At 65.8% G+C, this 19,907-nt stretch carries 20 protein-coding genes; 17 read left to right on the top strand and 3 right to left on the bottom strand.

Annotated elements, in window-relative coordinates:
- The first annotated feature begins 55 nt into the window (after positions 1-55).
- From ACFY5D_RS08650 to ACFY5D_RS08610, 9 genes are all read left to right on the top strand, one after another.
- Positions 56-961, top strand: a complete 906-nt coding sequence (locus ACFY5D_RS08650; RefSeq protein WP_209999925.1) for a dihydrodipicolinate synthase family protein — start codon at positions 56-58, stop codon at positions 959-961.
- Positions 962-1,056: 95 nt separating this feature from the next.
- Complete coding sequence (locus ACFY5D_RS08645) at positions 1,057-2,058, top strand: proline racemase family protein (protein WP_387527888.1); 1,002 nt, start codon at positions 1,057-1,059, stop codon at positions 2,056-2,058.
- Positions 2,055-3,008 carry an ornithine cyclodeaminase family protein gene (locus ACFY5D_RS08640; protein WP_387527885.1) on the top strand — a complete coding sequence of 318 codons (954 nt, stop codon included), beginning with the start codon at positions 2,055-2,057 and terminating at the stop codon, positions 3,006-3,008. The genes ACFY5D_RS08645 and ACFY5D_RS08640 overlap by 4 nt, the downstream gene beginning before the upstream one ends.
- Positions 3,005-3,748 carry a GntR family transcriptional regulator gene (locus ACFY5D_RS08635; RefSeq protein WP_387527882.1) on the top strand — a complete coding sequence of 248 codons (744 nt, stop codon included), beginning with the start codon at positions 3,005-3,007 and terminating at the stop codon, positions 3,746-3,748. Before ACFY5D_RS08640 ends, ACFY5D_RS08635 begins: the two co-directional genes overlap by 4 nt.
- Positions 3,749-3,756: 8 nt before the next feature.
- Positions 3,757-4,938 (top strand): NAD(P)/FAD-dependent oxidoreductase, encoded by a 1,182-nt coding sequence (locus ACFY5D_RS08630; RefSeq protein WP_387527879.1) that lies wholly within the window; start codon positions 3,757-3,759, stop codon positions 4,936-4,938.
- Positions 4,935-5,201 carry a (2Fe-2S)-binding protein gene (locus tag ACFY5D_RS08625; protein WP_387527877.1) on the top strand — a complete coding sequence of 89 codons (267 nt, stop codon included), beginning with the start codon at positions 4,935-4,937 and terminating at the stop codon, positions 5,199-5,201. The genes ACFY5D_RS08630 and ACFY5D_RS08625 overlap by 4 nt, the downstream gene beginning before the upstream one ends.
- Positions 5,198-6,649, top strand: coding sequence for an FAD-dependent oxidoreductase (locus ACFY5D_RS08620; RefSeq protein WP_387527874.1), 1,452 nt, complete (start codon positions 5,198-5,200; stop codon positions 6,647-6,649). Before ACFY5D_RS08625 ends, ACFY5D_RS08620 begins: the two co-directional genes overlap by 4 nt.
- Before the next feature lie 75 nt (positions 6,650-6,724).
- Positions 6,725-8,188, top strand: a complete 1,464-nt coding sequence (locus tag ACFY5D_RS08615) for an aldehyde dehydrogenase (NADP(+)) (RefSeq protein ID WP_387527871.1) — start codon at positions 6,725-6,727, stop codon at positions 8,186-8,188.
- Between the two features lie 189 nt (positions 8,189-8,377).
- Positions 8,378-8,788, top strand: coding sequence for a hypothetical protein (locus ACFY5D_RS08610; protein WP_387527869.1), 411 nt, complete (start codon positions 8,378-8,380; stop codon positions 8,786-8,788).
- Here the strand turns inward: ACFY5D_RS08610 and ACFY5D_RS08605 are convergent.
- Complete coding sequence (locus tag ACFY5D_RS08605; protein ID WP_387527866.1) at positions 8,785-9,888, bottom strand: PQQ-dependent sugar dehydrogenase; 1,104 nt, start codon at positions 9,886-9,888, stop codon at positions 8,785-8,787. The genes ACFY5D_RS08610 and ACFY5D_RS08605 overlap by 4 nt on opposite strands.
- A 176-nt stretch (positions 9,889-10,064) precedes the next feature.
- Here ACFY5D_RS08605 and ACFY5D_RS08600 point away from each other — a divergent pair, with 176 nt between their 5' ends.
- Together ACFY5D_RS08600 and ACFY5D_RS08595 are read left to right on the top strand one after the other, a co-directional pair.
- Positions 10,065-10,403 (top strand): bifunctional 3-phenylpropionate/cinnamic acid dioxygenase ferredoxin subunit, encoded by a 339-nt coding sequence (locus tag ACFY5D_RS08600; protein ID WP_209999910.1) that lies wholly within the window; start codon positions 10,065-10,067, stop codon positions 10,401-10,403.
- A gap of 93 nt (positions 10,404-10,496) precedes the next feature.
- Positions 10,497-11,708, top strand: coding sequence for an NAD(P)/FAD-dependent oxidoreductase (locus ACFY5D_RS08595; protein ID WP_387527863.1), 1,212 nt, complete (start codon positions 10,497-10,499; stop codon positions 11,706-11,708).
- Positions 11,709-11,734: 26 nt separating this feature from the next.
- Here ACFY5D_RS08595 and ACFY5D_RS08590 read toward each other — a convergent pair whose 3' ends face one another.
- Complete coding sequence (locus ACFY5D_RS08590) at positions 11,735-12,547, bottom strand: hypothetical protein (protein WP_387527860.1); 813 nt, start codon at positions 12,545-12,547, stop codon at positions 11,735-11,737.
- A gap of 288 nt (positions 12,548-12,835) precedes the next feature.
- Here ACFY5D_RS08590 and ACFY5D_RS08585 point away from each other — a divergent pair, with 288 nt between their 5' ends.
- The 3 genes from ACFY5D_RS08585 (at position 12,836) to ACFY5D_RS08575 (ending at position 15,269) form a co-directional block, all read left to right on the top strand.
- Positions 12,836-14,080: an MFS transporter gene (locus ACFY5D_RS08585; RefSeq protein WP_387527857.1), complete on the top strand. Its 1,245-nt coding sequence runs from the start codon at positions 12,836-12,838 to the stop codon at positions 14,078-14,080.
- 120 nt (positions 14,081-14,200) lie between these two features.
- The gene (locus ACFY5D_RS08580) at positions 14,201-14,656 is read left to right on the top strand and encodes a DedA family protein (RefSeq protein ID WP_387527854.1); all 456 of its coding nucleotides are present in this window, start codon (positions 14,201-14,203) and stop codon (positions 14,654-14,656) included.
- A 118-nt stretch (positions 14,657-14,774) separates the two neighbouring features.
- Complete coding sequence (locus ACFY5D_RS08575) at positions 14,775-15,269, top strand: Lrp/AsnC family transcriptional regulator (RefSeq protein ID WP_387527852.1); 495 nt, start codon at positions 14,775-14,777, stop codon at positions 15,267-15,269.
- 31 nt (positions 15,270-15,300) lie between these two features.
- Here the strand turns inward: ACFY5D_RS08575 and ACFY5D_RS08570 are convergent, their stop codons facing one another.
- Positions 15,301-16,758 carry a GuaB1 family IMP dehydrogenase-related protein gene (locus ACFY5D_RS08570; RefSeq protein ID WP_387527849.1) on the bottom strand — a complete coding sequence of 486 codons (1,458 nt, stop codon included), beginning with the start codon at positions 16,756-16,758 and terminating at the stop codon, positions 15,301-15,303.
- A 240-nt stretch (positions 16,759-16,998) separates the two neighbouring features.
- Between ACFY5D_RS08570 and ACFY5D_RS08565 the strand changes: the two genes are divergently transcribed.
- The 3 genes from ACFY5D_RS08565 to ACFY5D_RS08555 all read left to right on the top strand — a co-directional run bounded on the left by ACFY5D_RS08565 (position 16,999) and on the right by ACFY5D_RS08555 (position 19,857).
- Positions 16,999-17,292, top strand: a complete 294-nt coding sequence (locus tag ACFY5D_RS08565; RefSeq protein WP_387529749.1) for a DUF1540 domain-containing protein — start codon at positions 16,999-17,001, stop codon at positions 17,290-17,292.
- Between the two features lie 482 nt (positions 17,293-17,774).
- Positions 17,775-18,992, top strand: coding sequence for an NRAMP family divalent metal transporter (locus tag ACFY5D_RS08560; RefSeq protein ID WP_387527846.1), 1,218 nt, complete (start codon positions 17,775-17,777; stop codon positions 18,990-18,992).
- A 46-nt stretch (positions 18,993-19,038) separates the two neighbouring features.
- Positions 19,039-19,857, top strand: a complete 819-nt coding sequence (locus ACFY5D_RS08555) for a putative hydro-lyase (RefSeq protein WP_387527843.1) — start codon at positions 19,039-19,041, stop codon at positions 19,855-19,857.
- Positions 19,858-19,907: the final 50 nt, after the last annotated feature.

Raw genomic sequence — 19,907 nt, 5'->3', positions numbered from 1 at the left:
AGCATCACCCACAACTTTGCAAATCATTGAAAAGTCCCCTTGAAAGGAACACAACATGAGCACCACCAAGAAGCCCTGGCACGGAGTCATCGTCGCATCGGCGCTGCAGTTCAAGGATGACTACTCGGTCGATTACGAAGCATTCGCCGATCACGTTCGCTTCCTTGCCAGCAGCGGCTGCGACGGCATCGCCCCGAACGGTTCGCTCGGTGAGTACCAGACCCTGTCCGACGAAGAGCGCGCCAAGGTCATCGAGACCGCAGTTGCAGCAGCTCCGGAGGGCTTCGTAGTCATGGCCGGCGTTGGCGCCTACGGCGGACTGCAGACCCAGAAGTGGGCACAGCAGGCCAAGGATGCTGGCGCACACGCCATCATGTGCCTGCCGCCGAACACCTACCGCGCCACCGACGACGAGGTTGTCGAGCACTTCCGCCTCGCCGCCTCCGCCGGCCTGCCGGTTGTTGCCTACAACAACCCGATCGACACCAAGGTCGACCTGACCCCAGCCCTGGTTGCACGCCTGTTCCACGAAGGCCTGATCGTCGGCATCAAGGAATTCACCGGCGATCCGCGCCGTGCCTACGAAATCAAGGAACTGGCACCGGGCATGGACATCCTCATCGGCACCGATGACACCGTCCTGGAAATGGGCCTCGCCGGCGCCGTTGGATGGGTTGCCGGTTACCCGAACGCCATCCCGCACGCCACCGTCGAGCTCTACCGCCTGGCAACCTCCGGCAACCTTTCGGACATGGAGCGCGCCCGCGAGATCTACCGCGACCTGCACTCGCTGCTGCGCTGGGACACCAAGACCGAGTTCGTCCAGTCGATCAAGCTTTCGATGGACGTCGTCGGCCTCAACGGCGGCGTGTGCCGCCCGCCGCGTGGCCCGTTGACCGACGCCGTGCGCGCCGCGGTCATCGCCGATACCGAGGCTGCAGTGGCCAAGGGTTACAAGTAACCTCGAAACTGCATTGCCGTTGGCCGGCCCCGTAGACACGGGGCCGGCCAACGGCGGCACCGCAATCAACGTCGATTCACCAGAGAGTTTGCACCATGCGCACCAGCAGGATCTTCCACGCAGTGGATTCCCACACCGAAGGCATGCCGACCCGCGTCGTCACCGGCGGCATCGGCACCATTCCCGGAGCCACCATGGCGGAGCGCCGCCTGTGGTTCATGGAGCACAGCGACTGGATCCGCACCCTGTTGATGTGCGAACCGCGCGGACACGCCTCGATGAGCGGCGCGATCCTGCAGCCCTCCACGCGCCCCGACGCCGACTTCGGCGTCCTGTACATCGAGGTCTCCGGACTGCTGCCGATGTGCGGGCACGGAACCATCGGCGTCGCCACCGTGCTGGTGGAAACCGGCATGGTCGAGGTCCACGAACCCGTGACCACGGTGCGCCTGGACACCCCGGCCGGCCTGGTCATCGCCGAGGTCGCCGTCAAGGACGGCGCGGCCGAATCCGTGACCATCCGCAACGTGCCTTCCTACAGCGACCGCCTGGACGCATCGGTCGAGGTCCCGGGCTACGGCACCGTGAACTACGACCTGGCCTTCGGCGGCAACTTCTACGCCGTCGTCGAGCTCGACGACCTGGGCCTGCCGTTCGAACGCGAACGCAAGGACGACCTGATCACCGCCGGCCTGGCCATCATGGACGCCATCAACGCGGCCGACGAGCCCGTGCACCGCGAACGCGACGACATCCGCGGCGTCCACCACGTCTACCTCAATGCCACGGGCTCCACCGCGGAGCACTCCCGGCACGCCATGGCCATCTACCCGGGCTGGTTCGACCGCTCCCCGTGCGGCACCGGCACCAGCGCCCGCATGGCCCAGCTCCACGCCCGCGGCGAACTGGCCCTGGACACCGACTTCATCAACGAGTCCTACATCGGCTCGCAATTCACCGGCCGCCTGGTCGAGGAAACCACCGTCGGCGGCCTCCCGGCCGTCATCCCCACCGTGACCGGACGGGCCTGGCTCACCGGAACCGCCCAGTACTTCCTCGACCCGAGCGACCCATTCCCGGAGGGATTCCTGCTGTGAAGCTGCCATATTTCGACGCCGCCGAGGTTCGCGCCTCGCTTCCCTTCGACCGTGCCATCGGCGCCATCGAGGACGCGCTGCGCGGCCAGACGGACCCGGAAATCGACGGGCCGCGCATCTTCGCGCCGGCGCCGGACGGCGAATTCCTGCTGATGCCGGCCATCGGCCAGGGCTACACCGGACTCAAGGTCGCGACCATCGCCCCGCTGAACCCGGCCAAGGGCGAGGAGAAGATCCAGGGCGTGTACCTGCTCTTCGGTTCCTCGAACCTCACGCCCATCGCCTCGATGGACGGCGCCGAACTCACGGCCATCCGCACCCCGGCGGCGACGCTGACCGCGGTCAAGAACATCGCCGAGGCCCCGGGCGACGCCCCGTTCACGCGGACCCCCAAGGTCCTGGTCTTCGGCGCCGGCATCCAGGCCGTCAACCACATCCGCGCGGCCAAGTCGGTCTTCCCCGAGGGCACCTTCGCCGTGGTGGGCCAGCGCGCCGAGCGCATCCAGGCACTGATCGAGCAGCTGGCCACCGAGGGCATCACCGTCACCCGCGGAAGCGTTCAGGACGTGCCGAACGCCGACGTGATCCTGTGCGTGACCTCCTCGCCGACCCCGCTTTTTGACGGTTCGCTGCCGGCCGAGCACGCCATCATCGCCTCGGTGGGACAGCACGGGCTGGACGCCCGCGAGGTCGACGAGACGCTCGTCAAGCGCTCCGAGGTCGTCGTCGAGGGCCGCGCATCCTCATGGCGCGAAAGCGGGGACCTGATCCCCGCACGCAGCGTCGAGGAGTGGAAAGAGATCAATCCGCTGAACCTCAAGGACCTTGTCAACGGCAAATTCAGCCGCGTCCCGGGCAAGCCGACGCTTTACACGGGTGTGGGCATGGCATGGGAAGACTTGGTTTCCGCCGCAGTGGTGTATGAAGATCACAGGAGTAAAAACGCGTGAGCACACCTGTGGAAATCGGAGAACAAAGCATGATCGGCAATTCAAGGTTCACCATCGAAAAACTAGACCGCCAGATGAGCCTGCGCGAAACCGTCACCGAACGGCTTCGCACCTCGATCATCTCGGGCGACTTGGTGGAAGGCGAGCTGTACTCGGCCCCGAGCCTCGGCGCCGCGTTCGGAGTGTCCGCGACCCCCGTGCGCGAGGCCATGATGGACCTCGTCCGCGAGGGCCTGGTGGAGACCGTGAAGAACAAGGGATTCCGGATCACCGGCATGACCGACGCCGAGCTGCAGGAAATCGCCGAGATCCGCCTGCTCATCGAGCCGGAGGCGACCAAGCGCGCGCTGGCCTCGATCCCGGCCGAAAGCATCCCAGAATTGCGTGCGCTGGCCGACACCATCGTGCGCAAGGCCAGGGACAAGGACGCCGACGGCTACCTCGCGGCCGACCGCGAGTTCCACGCCCGGCTGCTGAGCTTCGCCGGCAACAAGCAGCTCGTGGAACTTGCCACGTCGCTGCGCCTGCGCACCCGGATGTACGGGCTGAAGTCCCTGATGGACAACCACCAGCTCGACGGCTCGGCCCAGGAACACCACGAAATGATCGACTGCGTGGAACGCGGCGACGCGGACGGCATCCGCGACCTGATGATCCGCCACATCAGCCATGCCCGCGGCCTGTGGAACACCGGAACCCCGGAACAAGAAACACCCGCACCAGAGCAAAGAACACCATAGGAGTAATCATGAATGCGCCCAGCGACGTCATCGTCATTGGTGCCGGAGTAATCGGTTCGGCGATTGCATACTTCGCCGCTCAGCAAGGACTCTCCGTCACCGTGCTGGAGCGCGGACTGCCCGCCAGCGGAACCAGTTCCGCCTGCGAGGGCAACATCCTGGTCTCCGACAAGGAACTCGGCCCGGAGCTCGAGCTGACCAAGTTCTCGCTGGACACCTGGCGCGGCGACCTGGCCGAGCACGCCTCGCACTGGGAATTCGAGTCCAAGGGCGGCATCATCGTCGCCTCGCGCGAATCCTCCATGGCCTCGCTGGACCGCCTCACCAAGGCCCAGTCCAACCACGGCATCGACGTCGAATGGGTCGACATCCCGCGGCTGCGCGAGTTGGAACCCAACATTTCCCCCAACGCGCTGGGTGCCGCCTGGTACCCGGACGACTGCCAGGTCCAGCCGATGCTGGTTGCCGGCCACCTGCTCAAGCTGGCCCGCGCCGCGGGGGCCAAGGTACAGAGCCACACCACGGTCACCGGGTTCGTGCGCAACGGCGAGACCGTCACCGGCGTCAAGACCGATCGCGGCGAATTCCACGCCCCGGCGGTCGTCAACGCCGCCGGCAGCTGGTCCGAGGACATCGCGGCACTGGCCGGGGTCAACGTGCCGGTGAAGCCCCGCAAGGGATTCGTCATGGTCACCGAACCGCTGCCACCGATGGTGCACCACAAGGTGTACGCGGCCGAATACGTGGACAACGTGGGCAGCTCCGATGCCGGACTGCAGTCCTCCCCGGTGGTCGAGGGAACCCCCGCCGGATCCATCCTGATCGGCTCCTCCCGCGAGCGCGTCGGATTCGACCGCAGCGTCAACACCGACGCCCTGCGCCAGATGGCCGCCAACGCCATCGCGCTCTTCCCGTTCCTGGAGAAGACGCGCATCATCCGCCACTACCACGGCTTCCGTCCCTACTGCCCGGACCACCTGCCGGTCATCGGGCACGACCCGCGCGCACCGGGCCTCTGGCACGCCAGCGGCTATGAGGGCGCCGGCATCGGCCTGTCCGCCGGCACCGGAAAGCTCGTGGCCCAGGCGCTGGCCGGGCTCGTCCCGGACATGTCCCTGGCGCCCTTCGCCCCCGAACGCTTCGGCGAATTCACCCCTGCAACCAAAGTCCCACAGGAGTCGGCAGCATGAGCACCAAACCGCAGCGGATCACCGTGACACTCAACGCCACGCAGGTGACGGCCGATGCCGGCCAGAGCGTCGGCGCGGTCCTCATGGGGCAGGGCATCAAGGCCTGGCGCACCACCCGCAACGAGGGCAAGCCACGCGGCCTCTTCTGCGGCATCGGCGCCTGCTACGACTGCCTGGTCACCATCGACGGCCAACCAAACCAGCGCGCCTGCATGGTCGAGGCGTGCGACTCCATGAACATTGAAGGGGACTTCGACGCATGAGCACGCAGACGGAATTTGCCTTCGACGTAGCGGTCATCGGCGCGGGCCCGGCCGGCCTGGCCACCGCCGTTGCCGCGGCCGAACGCGGCGCCAGGGTCGTGGTGCTGGACGCCGGCAACCAGCCCGGCGGCCAGTTCTGGCGCCACCGCCCCGAGTCGGTTTTCCCCGAGCCCGACGGCCACGGCCACCACGGCTGGAAGACCTACCTGGACCTGCGTTCGCGCTTCGACGCCGCGATCTGCCGCGGTGCGCTGCGCTACCTTCCCAACACCCAGGTGTGGATGACCGAACGCGAGGACTCCGGCCGCTTTGTGCTGCGCCTGACCCCCGCGACCGGCACCGCGCTCGAGGCCGCAACCGTCCGCGCCGACAAGCTTGTCTCCTGCACCGGCGGCTACGACCGCCAGCTGCCGCTGCCCGGCTGGGAACTGCCCGGCGTCATGGCGGCCGGCGGAATCCAGGCGTTCATCAAGGCCAACGGCACCCTGCCGGGCAGGCGCTTCGTCGTCGCCGGGACCGGGCCCTTCCTGCTGCCGGTGGCCGCAAACATCGCCGAGGCCGGCGGCAAAGTCGTCGCCGTGTGCGAATCCGCCTCGCTGGCCAACTGGCTGCCGCACCTGGGTGCCGCGAGCGGCGTCCCGGGCAAGGCGCTGGAGGGCGCCGAATACGCGGGCATCTTCGCCAAGCACCGCATCCGCTACCGCACCCGCACGGTTGTCACCGAGGTGCTGGGGGAGACCAGCGCCAAGAGCGTGCGCATCGCCAAGGTCGGCGCCGACGGCGCCGTCATCGCGGGCACCGAACAGCTGCTGGAAGACGTGGACGTCGTCGGCTTCGGCTGGGGCTTCACCCCGCAGATCGAACTCGCCGTTGCCCTGGGTGCCGAGACGCGCATCGACGCCGACGGCTCGCTGGTCTGCGTCGTCGACGGGCAACAGGCCTCCAACGTGCCCGGCCTCTACCTTGCCGGCGAAGTGACTGGCGTCGGCGGGGCCGTGCTGGCCGTGGCCGAGGGCCTCGTCGCCGGTGCCGCAGCGGCCAACGGCGACAAGCCGGGCGCCGGCACCGCACGGCAGATCCAGCGCCACCGGAAGTTCGCCGGGGCCATGCACCGGGCGCACCCGGTCCCCGAAAAGTGGGACGACCTGCTCACCGACGTCACCTTGGTGTGCCGGTGCGAGGAGGTCAGCCACGGCGAGGTCGTGCACGCCCGCGACGAACTGGGCGCCACGGACGCGCGCACCATGAAGTCCTTCACCCGCACCGGCATGGGCTGGTGCCAGGGCAGGGTCTGCGGCTTCGCGGTCTCCTGCCTTTCCTCCAAGGGGAACGACGAGACCGGGGCCGTGCGGGCCTCGCTGGCGGCCTTCGCCAAGCGCCCCGTCGCCGCCCCGCTGACCCTGGGCGAGATCAGTGCGCTGGATTCCCGCCAGCCCCTGGACTCCTGACCCCCCCACAAGCTTTCGACCCGCGGACCACCACCGCGCCACCACCGACTTCCCCGTGAAAGGACCACACCCATCATGACGACCACCACCACCGTCACCCCGACGACCGCCACCGAGCTCGAGGAAATCCTCGTCGCCGCCCAGCAGGCCGCCACACCGTGGGCCGCACTGCGCCCGTCGGAGCGTGCCGACGTGCTGGACAAAGTAGCCGACGCCCTTGATGCGGCCGCCGGCACCCTCATCCCGATCGCCATGGCGGAGACCAGCCTGCCGCAGGCCCGCCTGACCGGCGAGCTCAAGCGCACCACCTTCCAGCTGCGCATCTTCGGCGAGGTGCTGCGCGACGGCGCCTACCTGGACGCCCGCATCGACCACGCCGATGCCCAGTGGCCGATGGGCGCACCGCGCCCGGACCTGCGCCGCGTGCTCGAGCCGGTGGGTCCGGTCGTCGTCTTCGCCGCCAGCAACTTCCCGTTCGCCTTCTCCGTGGCCGGCGGCGACACCGCCTCCGCATGGGCCGCCGGCAACCCGGTCATCCTCAAGGCGCACTCGGGCCACCCTGAACTCTCCATCGCCACGGCAAACGCCATCGCCGAGGCCCTGGCTTCCGCCGGCATGCCGGCCGGCGTCTTCGCCCTGGTCATGGGCACCGAGGCCGGCGCCACCGCGCTGAAGGACCCGCGCGTCAAGGCAGCGGGCTTTACCGGATCGATCCCCGGCGGCCGCGCCCTCTTCGACATGGCCAACGCCCGCCCGGAGCCGATCCCGTTCTACGGCGAGCTCGGTTCCAACAACCCCGTCTTCGTCACCGCCGCCGCGGCAGCCGAGCGTGGCGCCGCGATCGCCGGCGAATTCGTCGCATCCTTCACCATGGGTGCCGGCCAGTTCTGCACCAAGCCGGGAACGATCTTCGTCTCGCGCGGCTCGGAGATCGTCGAGACCCTGCGCGCCACCGAGCTTCCGGCCGCCGCAGCCCTTCTCAACGGCCGCATCCAGGCCGGCTACGTCGAGGTGCTTGAGGCCCTGCAAGGCCACGAGAAGGTCCAGGTCCTGGCCCAGGGCTCGGACCCGCTGGCCGATCCGCCAAGCCCGACCCTGCTGCTCACCAGCGCCGAGGACCTGCTGGCATACCCCGAGTCCCTGCAGACCGAGTGCTTCGGCCCGACCGCACTGGTCGTCGAGTACACCGACGAAGCCGAACTCGTCGCCCTGGCCGAAAGCTTCGAGGGCCAGCTGACCGCCACCCTCGTGGGCACCGAGAACTGCGACGTCACGGGGCTGATCGAGGTGCTCTCCCGCAAGGCGGGCCGTGTTCTCTGGAACCAGTGGCCGACCGGCGTCTCGGTGACCTACGCGCAGCAGCACGGCGGCCCGTACCCGGCAACCACCTCCGTGGGCAGCACCTCGGTGGGCACCGCCGCGATCTCCCGCTTCCTGCGCCCCGTCGCCTACCAGGGCTTCCCGCAGGCACTGCTTCCCGAGGCGCTGCGGGACGCCAATCCGCTGAACGTGCCGCAGATGGTCAACGGCAAGCGCTAACCGTTCGCCGCCGGAAACCCCGGTGGAACGGCCCGATGTTCGGGCCGTCCCACCGGGGTTTCCGTTTGTGCCGAGAACGTCAGCTTGATGAACGCCCGCGCTGGCCAACAAGATCGCCGATCGGCGTGGGCTGCGTGGCGTTTGCGGAAACCACCCTCCGCAACCGGGCCCTGGCCATATCATGTAGCTGTGCGTGAAATCCTTGCGGCCATCGGGCCTGCACTAGAACTCTTTGGCTGGATCGCGCTGTTCGGTGCCATCGGATTTTTTGTGGTGGCGCGGGTTTCCCGCCGCAGCCAACAAAATTGGCGCGAAGCACCCTGCGAAGTCACCGAGCTCGAGGGCCAGGCCTGCCTTGTCTGGACCAGCGCCGACGGCACCGCCCACAGCCGGGCGCTCGACGAACTGGAACCGGGCCCGTCCGGCAACCCGGACCGGGTGTACTACAAGGTCACCGCGCCCCAAAAGATCCAGATCGAACAGCCCCGTTCCCACGTGCGCTTCATGCTGGTCCTGGCCTGGACCATGTTGGGCCTGTGGGCGCTGTGCAATGTCGTGCCGCTGGTCCTGCACCAGATGATGATTTCCGAACCGTTCTAGGACGGGCTCCGAACGGGCAGGGAGAGCGAAACGATCCGCGAGCTTTCGCCCTCGTTGGTGGCGATCCACAGCTCGGAATCGGACACCGCGAGCACATCGCGCAGGCGGCCCTGCCCTCTGAGAACCACGCTGGCGTCAGGCAGGGTGCCTCTGGATGCCGGCTCGCCAGCGGGAAGCCCCAGCCTCCAGAGCCGTTCCCCGCGCAGGCACGCCACGTAGGCGGCGCCGTCAACGATCGCCAAGGCGCTCGGTGAAGCGTCGGCCGTCGACTTCCACACATGGACCGCGTCGATGAATTCTTCCCTATGGGGCGCGCCCGTCACGTGCGGCCAACCGTAGTTGCCGCCCGGGACCACCAGGTTCAACTCGTCGTTCTTGTCCGGTCCCAGCTCGCTGACCCAAAACCGGCGCGACGAATCCCACGCGAGCCCCTGCACGTTGCGGTGGCCGAACGAGTAGACGGGGGATCCGGTGAACGGATTCCCGACGGGAATGCTGCCGTCGGGATCCAGGCGCAGTATCTTCCCGTTCAGCCGGGCAGGGTCCTGTGCCGCGGCCGAATCCGTTGCGTCCCCGGTGCCCACATAAAGCAGGCCGTCGGGGCCGAACTTGATCCGCCCGCCGTTGTGGATGGTGGCCCGGGGAATGCCCACGAGAATCGGTTGGGGTTCCCCGAGCTCGTCGGGGCCCAACTCGAACCGAAGCACCCGGTTGTCGTTCCGGGTGCTTGTGTAGGCGTACAGCCATTCGCGGCCGCCCTCCTGCAACGTTTCGAGTCCCAGCAGTCCGCCCTCGCCGCCCGGGACAACGCCGGGCACCTTGGCAAAGGTCTCGAGCGTCCCCTCGGGGGAGAGGAGCTTGACCAGCGCGGTGTCGCGTTCGGAAACCAGGGTGCCGCCGTCGCTGCGACGTGCCATCGACCAAGGGGTGGACAGGCTGCTGGCGATCACCACCGGGCGGTTCACGGGCTCCGGGGAAATCGGATTGGGCTTGAGCGGGTCCGTACATGAAGACAACACGGCCAGCGTTCCCGCCCCGGCCAAGAGCAGAAAGGACCGCCGACCCACTCCGATTGGCACTCCGGGCTGCACCACCGTCATGGTCAGAGTCTAGGTCGAAGTTCCGCGTGCTTCCAGAGGAATCCGCGACTTCGACGCCGTGAGCGATCAGGCTTTGGGTCTGGCGGGCATTGCGCGGGATGATGGAGTCACATGTATTGAGTTCTTATCTCCCCGTGCGGTCCGCGGCGGCGATGACACCACCAGGAGGCACCCTCATGAGCGAAGCCATCAACATCGGTTCCGTCGACAGCATCGACGAAGGCGAAGCCATCGTCATTCCCGCCGAAGAAAACGGCACCAAGGACGACATCGCGGTCTTCCACGCCGAGGACGGCAACTTCTACGCCATCAACGATGAATGCACGCACGAGACCGCCTCGCTTGCCGACGGCTGGATCGAAGGCACCGAGGTCGAGTGCCCCGTGCACGCCGCAAAGTTCTGCCTCAAGTCCGGCGAGGCGCTCTGCCTGCCGGCCACGGTCGCCGCACGCACCCACAAGATCCAGGTCGAGGACGGGGAGCTGATGCTTTACCCGGACACCCCGGCCGTCTAAGGCGCTTTTCGAACACGGCAAGGCCTGACGCACCACCGCCAGCACGCAGGTCGGCGAACCACCACCCCAGCAGAAGGACACATGCCCCACACCATGAACGTTGAATCGATCCTCATCATTGGCGGGGGCCTGTCCGGCTTTGCCGTGGCACAGAACCTGCGCAACCGCGGGTTCGACGGCAGCATCGGCATCATCGACCCGGCGGGGATACCCTACGACCGCCCGCCGCTGAGCAAGGCCTACCTGCTGGGAACCAAGGACGCCGAGGGCATCGAGCTGGCACCCCGATCCTGGTTCGACGAGCACCGGGTGGACATCATCCAGGGCACCGCCGCCGAGCTGCTGCTGGACCCCCTGGGCGTCCTACTGGAGGACGGCAGCCGCCTGCATGCCGACCGCCTGGTGCTTGCCACCGGCGGTTCGGCCAGGCCGCTGCCCATCGAGGGCGGGGAACTGGACTCGGTGTTGGCGCTGCGCAACCGCCAGGACGCGGACCTGCTGCGCGGCAAGCTCCGCCCCGGCGTCCACCTGGCCATCGTGGGGGCCGGGCTCATCGGCGCCGAGGTCGCCTCCGCGGCCCTTGAACTCGGCGCCCGCGTGACGCTGATCGACCCGATCGACCCGCCCCTGGTGCCGGCCGTGGGCCCCGAGCTGGCCCGCCGCCTGCATGACATGCACGCCACCGCGGAGATCGACACGATCCAGGGCACCCCCGAGCGCATTGTCCGTTCGGAGGGCAAACACCTCATCGAGCTGTCCGACGGACGGACAATCACCAGCGACGAGGTGCTGGTCGGAATCGGCATCGTGCCGAACGCCGAGCTGGCCGCCTCCGCGGGCATCAAGACCGACAACGGCGTGATCGTCGACGGAAACCAGCGCACCAGCCACCCGAACATCTACGCCGTGGGGGACCTGTCCCGGACCCAAACCGACGCCGGCGAACTGTTGCGCCGCGGCGAGCACTGGGAACACGCGATGAACACCGGTGCCACGGCGGCGGCGGCGCTGCTCGGCCAGGAATTGCCGCTGCACGGGGCCTCGTGGTTCTGGTCCGACAGGCACGGGGTGCACGTCGAGGGTGTGGGCGAAATGAATGCCGAGGGGCGCACCGTCCTGCGGCTTGTCGACGGCGAGCCCGTTGCGGCGTTCCGTCTCGACGCCGGGGGCCGCATGCTTGGCGCGGCGGCCATCGACGGCGGGCTGACCATCCGGGCGGCCCGGCGCATCATCGACAAGCGCATCGTCGTGGACGCGGCAGCCCTCGCCGATCCTTCGGTGCCGTTGAAGAAACTGGCGCGCTAGCAGGGGGCCGGCAGTCGATCGCCGTACTAGACGGCGGGCGATTGCCTCTGCGTGTCCGGGCCCAGCCCGGACACCGTCGCCAAGGCCGAATCGGTGCCCAGCTCGGCGCGTTCCGCCGGGTGTTGCAGGTAGTGCGCCAGCGTGCGGAGCAGGGCGTCCGGGTTCGCCGCGAGCTCGTGGACCTGGATCCGCAATCCGCTGGGGCCCTTGGACGGACCGGCCAGCGGGGAGCCCTCCTTGCTTTCTTCCGTGCACGTGACAAGAATCCAGGCGGGTCCGCGCTTGCCCAGGGGCTGTCGCTGCGGGGGATCGGCGGCTTCGACGGATGACACGTCGTTCCAATAGATTTCGTGCATGCCCCGTGAACCGTAAAGCACGATGCGGCTGCGCGTGAGGTAGACCCCGGGGTTCTGGGCGGTCGCGGCAATGCGGGCCATCCTCAGTCCCCGGAACATCAGGAAGACTCCGCAACCGATCAAGGCAATGCCCAAGAGCACGATCAGGAACAGCGGACTGTAGTCGTGCAGGAACATGAGCCGGGCACTGAGCGCGATGCTTGCCACGAGCACCACGACGGAGAGCCCCACCACCACCGCGGCCAGGATGGCCGAGCTCCTGAAGATCGGGAACCACGTGGCCGCCCGTTGGCCGGTGCTGGTTTCGACCGCCGCGGTTTCCACGGGGCTGTCACGGGTAGGGCGCCGGAACGCGGAAACCACGCCGAGCAGAAGGGCCGCGGCGCTGGCAAGCAGCGCCGTCGAAAGGGCCGCTTTTCCATGGGCGATGGCGTAGGCGCCGGCCGCACCCAGGAAGATGATCAGCAAAAAGGTGGCCAACAAGTGGTGAGCAAGATTCCAGCCGCGGTGTCTGGGTCTCCACACCAAAGGTCCGAATCCCGATTCGCTCATATCAATAGCCTAATCTGGCAATCCTCCAAATCGAGAAATCTTCCTCACTTTTCCGCTTTGCAAGTCGCTGATTCATTTAGAACTCGTTTACGATGAACGCATTATGGAATCAATGCGTAAACGTGCAAAATTGGTCACTTGGCTGCTTATCGGTGCTTTGGTGCTAGGCGCCGGTGCCGGCCTGCTCTCGGGGTTGGTCTAGTGCAGATGGATGACAGTATGACAGGCACGCTGCCGGAAGCGCTGCAAGCGCCCACGAAGAGGGTTTCTCGCGGGTGGATCACCTCGGTGGTGCTGGTCAACCTGGGCATCAACATTGTCATCTTTGCGCCATTGAATGTCCTGCTGGGGTTGCAGGCGACCGCCATTGATGCGGGGAGCAAGGAAGCAATCCTGTCATTGGTGACGGCCTGCGGAGCGGCCGTTGCGCTGGTGTCAAACCCGCTGTTCGGGGCCCTGTCGGACCGGACCGTTTCCAAAATGGGCCGCCGCTCTCCATGGATCCTTGCCGGTGCAATTCTTGGTGCGGCATCGTTGCTGATGCTCTCCGGAGCCACGACGGTCGGGTTGATGCTCATTGGCTGGTGCGCGTTGCAGGCTTCGGTCAACGCTGCTTATTCGACGGTGACCGCCGCTGTTCCCGACCGGGTTCCATCTGCCAATCGGGGTTCCGTTGGCGGATTGGCGGCCATGGGCCAGACGGTCGGCATCCTTCTCGGCGCGGTGGTTGGATTCGTGATTTCGGGCAACGTTGCCGTCGGCTACATCATCTGCGCCGTGGCATTGGTTGTTTCGGTCGTCCCCTATGTGCTGCGGCCGAATGATCCGCAGCTGCCCAAGGAATGCAGGGCGCCGTTCAAGTTGGGTGAATTCCTCAAGAGTTTCTGGATCAACCCGGTCAAGCACCCGGACTTCGGATGGGCCTGGCTGACCCGCCTGATGATGAACACCGGCAACCAGATGACGATCGTCTATCTCCTGTTTTACCTCACGGATGTGGTCCGCCATCCGGATCCGGCCGGTGGTGTCCTTGTGCTGACTGGTACGTATGCCGTCATGGTGATCATCAGTGCCGTGATTTTCGGGCCGATGAGCGACACGAGCGGCAAGCGCAAGATCTACGTCATTTTCTCCTCCATCGTGGTGGCATGCTCGGCCCTGATCATCGCCGTTTTCCAGACTTTCCCCGGCGCGATTGCCGGCGCCGCGGTTCTCGGGTTGGGCTTTGGCGCCTATCTGGCTGTCGACTTTGCCTTGCTGACCCAGGTATTGCCGTCGTCGCGTGCGAGGGCCAAGGACATGGGCGTCATCAATATCGCGAACTCGCTGCCGCAGGTCATTGCCCCTGCGCTGGCGTTCTTTGCCGTGACGGTCATTGGAAGTTATTCGGCATTGTTTGTCGTTGCTGCCTGCATCGGTCTGGTCGGCGCATTTCTCGTGCGCAACATCCGTTCGGTTCCCTAACAGGGCAAGGCGAGTTGGGCCGGGCCCCAGCCGGGGTCCGGGTCGATCGGCCGGGGTGCGCGCTGGATGTCAGATGGCTCACCAAACGCCCAGATAGATGCAATGCACCGATAGGCTTTGATGATGGATTGGTTACGAGATGCACCCTTTGGTTGGGCATATGCATTCTTGTTCCTATTGGCCATGGCGAGGGCCAACACCACCTACTGGCTTGGTCGCGGTATTGCCGCGGGAGTGAAGCACACAAGATTCCAGCATTTGATGACCGGCTCGATCTATCAGCGTGCCGAACGATTCATCCAAAGATGGGGGATCTTCGCCATCCCGCTCTCGTTCATGACGGTGGGAATCCAGACCGCGGTCAACGCCAGTGCCGGAGTGGCCCGCATGCCCTTGGCCAGGTACATTCCCTCGGTCATCGTCGGCTGCCTCATCTGGGCCACCATATATTCCACCGTGGGAATGGCCGTCGTTTACGCATGGATCGCATTGGGGTGGCAGTGGATTGTCGCCGGTGCGCTGGTCGTGGCGATCACGACCTTCGCTTGGATCCGCTACCGCCGGCAAGACGGCTAACCACCGCAACCACTGCGCACCTCAAACCATTTTTGTTGCGGCGCGTTGGGGTATTTTGCGAATTTTCATCGGTATTATCGATGCAAATAGGAAATGCTTGCGAAAGTCGGGTAGCTCGGTGGCCATTACAGCAAAGAATTTTCGACCGACCAATCCGGTCGAACTGGACGACATCGACCGTGGCCTGCTGCGCATGCTCACCGAAAATGCGCGCCGCACCAACAACTCCTTGGCCGAGGAACTGGGCATAGCCCCTTCCACGTGTCTGGCGCGGCTCAATGCCCTGCGCTCTGCCGGGGTTATCCGGCGTTTCACCCTGGAAATCGATCCGGTCGTCCTGGGCCACGCACTCGAGGCGTTGATCTTCGTGAAGATTCGCCCGGGAGCCCGGCACCTGATGTCGACCTTCGCCGAGGAGATGCGGGCCAAGCCGGGCGTCACCCAGCTGTTTTTCCTGGGCGGCGCCGACGACTTCCTGATCCACGTGGCCGTGAGGGATTCAAACGACGTTCGTCAGTTTGTGCTCGACAACCTCTCGGCAAACCCCGCCGTGGCAACCACCCAGACATCGCTCGTGTTTGAGCACAGCCAGGGCGCAGTGCCCTGGCTGTGACCAGTGCCTTGGGGAATCGGCCGGACCGACCTCACCACGAGGTGTCGCGCGGGCGTCCTTCGTCGTAGCCGGCAGCCGACTGGATTCCCACGATCACGCGTTCACGGAACTCGGCAATGGACGAGGCCCCTGCGTAGCTGAACGATGAGCGCACACCGGAAATGATCGAATCGATCAGGTCCTCCACGCCCGGGCGCTGCGGGTCTAGGTACATCCGGGAGTGCGAGATGCCTTCCTCGAACAACGCGGCGCGGGCCCTGTCGTAGGCTGACTGGTGCCGGGTGCGCTGCTGGACGGCGCGCGCCGATGCCATCCCGAAGCTTTCCTTGTAGAGGCGGCCTTGCCCGTCGCTGGCCAGATCGCCCGCGGATTCGTAGGTCCCGGCGAACCAGGAACCGATCATGACGGAGGCCGCGCCGGCGGCCAGCGCCAGGGCGACGTCGCGCGGGTACTTCACGCCGCCGTCCGCCCAGACCTCGGCGCCGAGCTCCTGCGCCGCGGTGGCGCACTCGAGCACCGCGGAAAATTGCGGGCGGCCCACGCCCGTCATCATGCGCGTGGTGCACATGGCTCCCGGACCCACTCCGACCTTCAGGATGTCGGCGCCGGCTGCCACCAGGTCCCGGGTGCCCGCGGCCGAAACGACATTGCCCGCAGCCACGGGAATCCTGCGCCCCGTCCGCTGGGTGAATTCATCGCGGGCGGCAACCACTTGGGGAAGTGCCTCGATCATCTTTTCCTGGTGCCCGTGCGCGGTGTCGACGACTATGACGTCGACGCCGGCCGCGAGCAGTGCTGTGGTCTTGGCTCTGACGTCGCCGTTGATGCCCACCGCTGCACCGACCATGAGCCGTCCGTCCGGGTCGAGGGCCGGGACATACATGGAGGAACGCAATACGCCCTTGCGGGTGAGCACCCCCGCCAAGTTCTCCCCGTCCAGCACCGGCACCATGCCCAGATGCCGGGAGCTCAGTGTTTCAAAGACCGAATCCAGGTCCGCGTCCTTGGAAACCGTGACGATTTCCGAGGTCATGACCTGCTGGACGGGGGTGAACCGGTCGACCTCCAGACAGTCCTTCTCGGCGATGATCCCCACCGGTCGGTGCCCGTCCAACACGACCGCCGCGCCGTGTGAACGCTTGCCCAGAAGTGCCAGCGCGCTGGAGACGCTGTCACCGACCTTGACGGTGATCGGGGTTTCAAACACCGTGTGGGCGCTCTTGACCTTGGAAACCATGTCTTGAAGCGCCGTCAGGGAAATGTCCTGGGGCAGGATGGTGATTCCGCCGCGGCGCGCCACGGTCTCCGCCATGCGCTTGCCGGCCACCGCCGTCATGTTGGAAACGACCAAGGGAATCGTGGTTCCCACCTGGTCCGGGGTGATCAGATCCACCGAGGTTCGCGAAACCACTGCGGAGCGCGAGGGCACCATGAAGGTGTCGCTGTAGGTGAGGTCGTGCGTGGGCTGGGCGTCATTGAGAAATTTCACTCGATCAGGCTACAACCAACAGGGGTGGTCGTGTGACTGTGGTCACGCGTGCTGGTGGGGTGCCGTAGTAAAAAGGCATGAATGACTGGCCAAATTATGCCACTCTGGGGGCGTGGTTCGATGTTGTGCCAAGCAAATTAGGGCCGAAAACCAGCACTAATTTGTTTGGCGATTCCGGGCGTATGGTGGGTTCAAGTGCGGCTCGAATTCCGCGTGGCTGCCAACCTTTGGGAGAGCATCATGGCCGTTTCTGTCCCCGTCGCCGAGTGCGCCGTCGCAAATTGTTCGTTCAATGATCATTCGCATTGCGGTGCAGCGGGAATCACCATCGGCGGCAACGCCGACCACGCGCAGTGCGCCACGTTCATCGATACCGGAGTTCATGGCGGGCTGCCGAAGGTTCTGGCCTCGGTAGGCGCCTGTCAGCGCACCGAATGCTCCCACAATGAGCACCTCATGTGCGCCGCCACCGAGGTTCGGGTTGGTCCTGGTGCCGACAACGCCGACTGCCTGACCTACGATCACAAGTACTAGGCTCCGCAAAACCAAAATGCCGCCGGCATGAACCCGTGGAATCAACGGGTTCATGCCGGCGGCATTTGCCGTTTGGGCCATCTGTTGCCGACTCCCGATGGCTGCCCCCGGGGCCATGCCATCAATGTTGCGTCAGCTTCCTGGCGCCGCGTTCACTGGCGCGCGTCCCGGACTCTGGTTCCGCCGTTGGGCCACGTAACACCACGCCGTTTTGGTCGGGAGGGTGGCTCCCTTAAGCGGGTGGTTCCGGTATCTTCGTTCTGCCGTGGCCGTGATGGTGGTTTTCCTTGCGACTAGGTGTTGTCTCTGATGGGCCGTAGCGATTCAATGAGAGGAAGATGGCCTCCAAGCATTGTGGGCGCACCCGTATTGCCTCAATTGTTGAACAACCCTCTTGCCATGATTGTTCAACAACATGTAATGTACCTTTCATTGCTCCCCACCTGTGACAGCTGTCACCCGCACTCTTGACGGACGGAATCATGGCTACTCCCACCACAAAACCGAAGCTCAGTACTTCAGCCCGGCGCACGGCACTGCTCGGTGCCATGTTCCTCATGGCGACCAGCGCCATCGGCCCGGGCTTCATCACCCAGACCACTGAATTCACCGTACGGATCGGGGCATCGTTCGCCTTCGCCATCGTGGTGTCGATTCTCGTGGACATCGCCGTGCAGCTGAACGTCTGGCGCATCATCGGCGTTTCCGGCCTGCGCGCCCAGGAGCTGAGCAACAAGGTCCTGCCGGGTGCCGGTTGGGTCCTGGCGGCCCTCGTCTTCATCGGCGGCATCGTCTTCAACATCGGCAACATCGCAGGCACTGGCCTGGGCATGAACGCCATGATCGGCATCGATCCCAAGATCGGCGGCGCAATTTCCGCGGCAGTTGCCATCCTGATCTTCCTTTCCAAGCGTGCGGGCATGGCCCTGGATAAGATCGTGGTCCTGCTGGGCGCCATCATGATCCTGCTGATGCTCTACGTGGCCATCGTTGCCGCACCTCCGGTGGGAGAAGCACTGAAAAACGCAGTGCTGCCCGAGCAGATCGACTTCCTGATCATCACCACGCTGATCGGTGGAACCGTCGGCGGTTACATCACCTACGCAGGCGCACACCGCATGCTGGATTCCGGTGCCACCGGCATAGACAACGTCGGAGACATCACCAAGAGCTCGATCCTGGGCATCATCGTCACCGGCATCATGCGCGTCCTGCTGTTCCTGGCCATCCTCGGCGTTGTCGCCGGCGGCGCCGTGCTGGTCACCGACAACAAAGCGGCAGAGGCCTTCGGCATCGCGGCCGGCGAGATCGGCATGCGTTCCTTCGGCATCGTGCTCTGGGCCGCCGCGCTGACCTCCGTGATCGGCGCCGCGTACACCTCGGTCTCCTTCATCACCAAGTCGACCACCCCGGAGCGCACCCGTAACCTGATCACCGTCGCCTTCATCGGTGTCTGTGCTGTCATCTACCTCTTCCTGGGCCAGGCCCCGCAGACGCTGCTGATCTTCGCCGGCGCCTTCAACGGGCTGATCCTGCCCTTTGGTTTCGCGATCCTCCTCTACGCGGCATGGCGCCGCCGGGATCTGCTGCAGGGCTACGCCTACCCGAAGTGGCTGCTGGGCATCGGTGTCGCCACCTGGTTGCTGACCCTGTTCCTCGGCTGGAACTCGCTGGCCGGCCTGGCCAAGCTCTGGGCCTAACCCTGCAGGTTTCTCCTCCCTCCATGCGCATCGAAAGGACATCCAAATGACGAGTACCGGCGAACGCACCAGCACGCTCCCCGAAAACCGAGCAGGTCTTTCCCCTGCGGAGGCGCGCGAACTGTTCCGCGACGGGCTGGTGGTCCCCACCGCCGGTTTCTCGCTTGGATATGCACAGGCAAACCTGATCATCGTGCCCAAGGACCAGGCGTTCGACGTCCTGCTCTTCGCCCAGCGCAACCCCAAGTCATGCCCGATCCTGGGAGTGCTGGACGCGGGGGAGACCAGTGGGGAACTGCTGAAGGGCGGGGACATCCGCACCGATGTCCCGCAGTACTTCGTCTACGAAAACGGCGTGAAGATCGCCGAGCCCACGGACCTGTCCGAGTACTGGCGCGATGACCTGGTGACGTTCATCGTGGGCTGCTCGTTCACGTTCGAGACGGCGCTGATGGAGGGCGGCATCAAGATCGCCCACATCGACCAGGGCGTGAACGTACCCATGTTCAAGTCGAACATCCGCAGCGCCTCCGCGGGGTCCATGAGCGGCCCGATGGTGGTGTCGATGCGCCCGATCCCCGCCTCCCAGGTGGCGGACGCGGTGCGTATCACCTCCCGCTACCCGGCGGTGCACGGGGCTCCGGTGCACATCGGCAACCCGGAGGAACTGGGCATCATGGACCTGTCCAAGCCCGACTTCGGCGACCCGGTGGAGATCCCGGAGGGATACATCCCGGTGTTCTGGGCCTGCGGTGTCACTCCCCAGGCCGCGGTCATGGAGTCCCGCCCGGCGTTGGCGATCGGCCACGCCCCGGGGCACATGCTCATCACCGACGCACGGGACAGCAACTACCTGGTGCCGTAGCAAGCAAGCCGCATCAATACGCAGCAAGAGAAAGCAATGCCCGCCCTGTT

The organism is Paeniglutamicibacter sp. NPDC012692, from assembly GCF_042901625.1.
GTDB lineage: Bacteria > Actinomycetota > Actinomycetes > Actinomycetales > Micrococcaceae > Paeniglutamicibacter.
The sequence above is the reverse complement of the archived record's forward strand: the minus strand, read 5'-3'. Positions and strand labels throughout refer to the sequence as shown.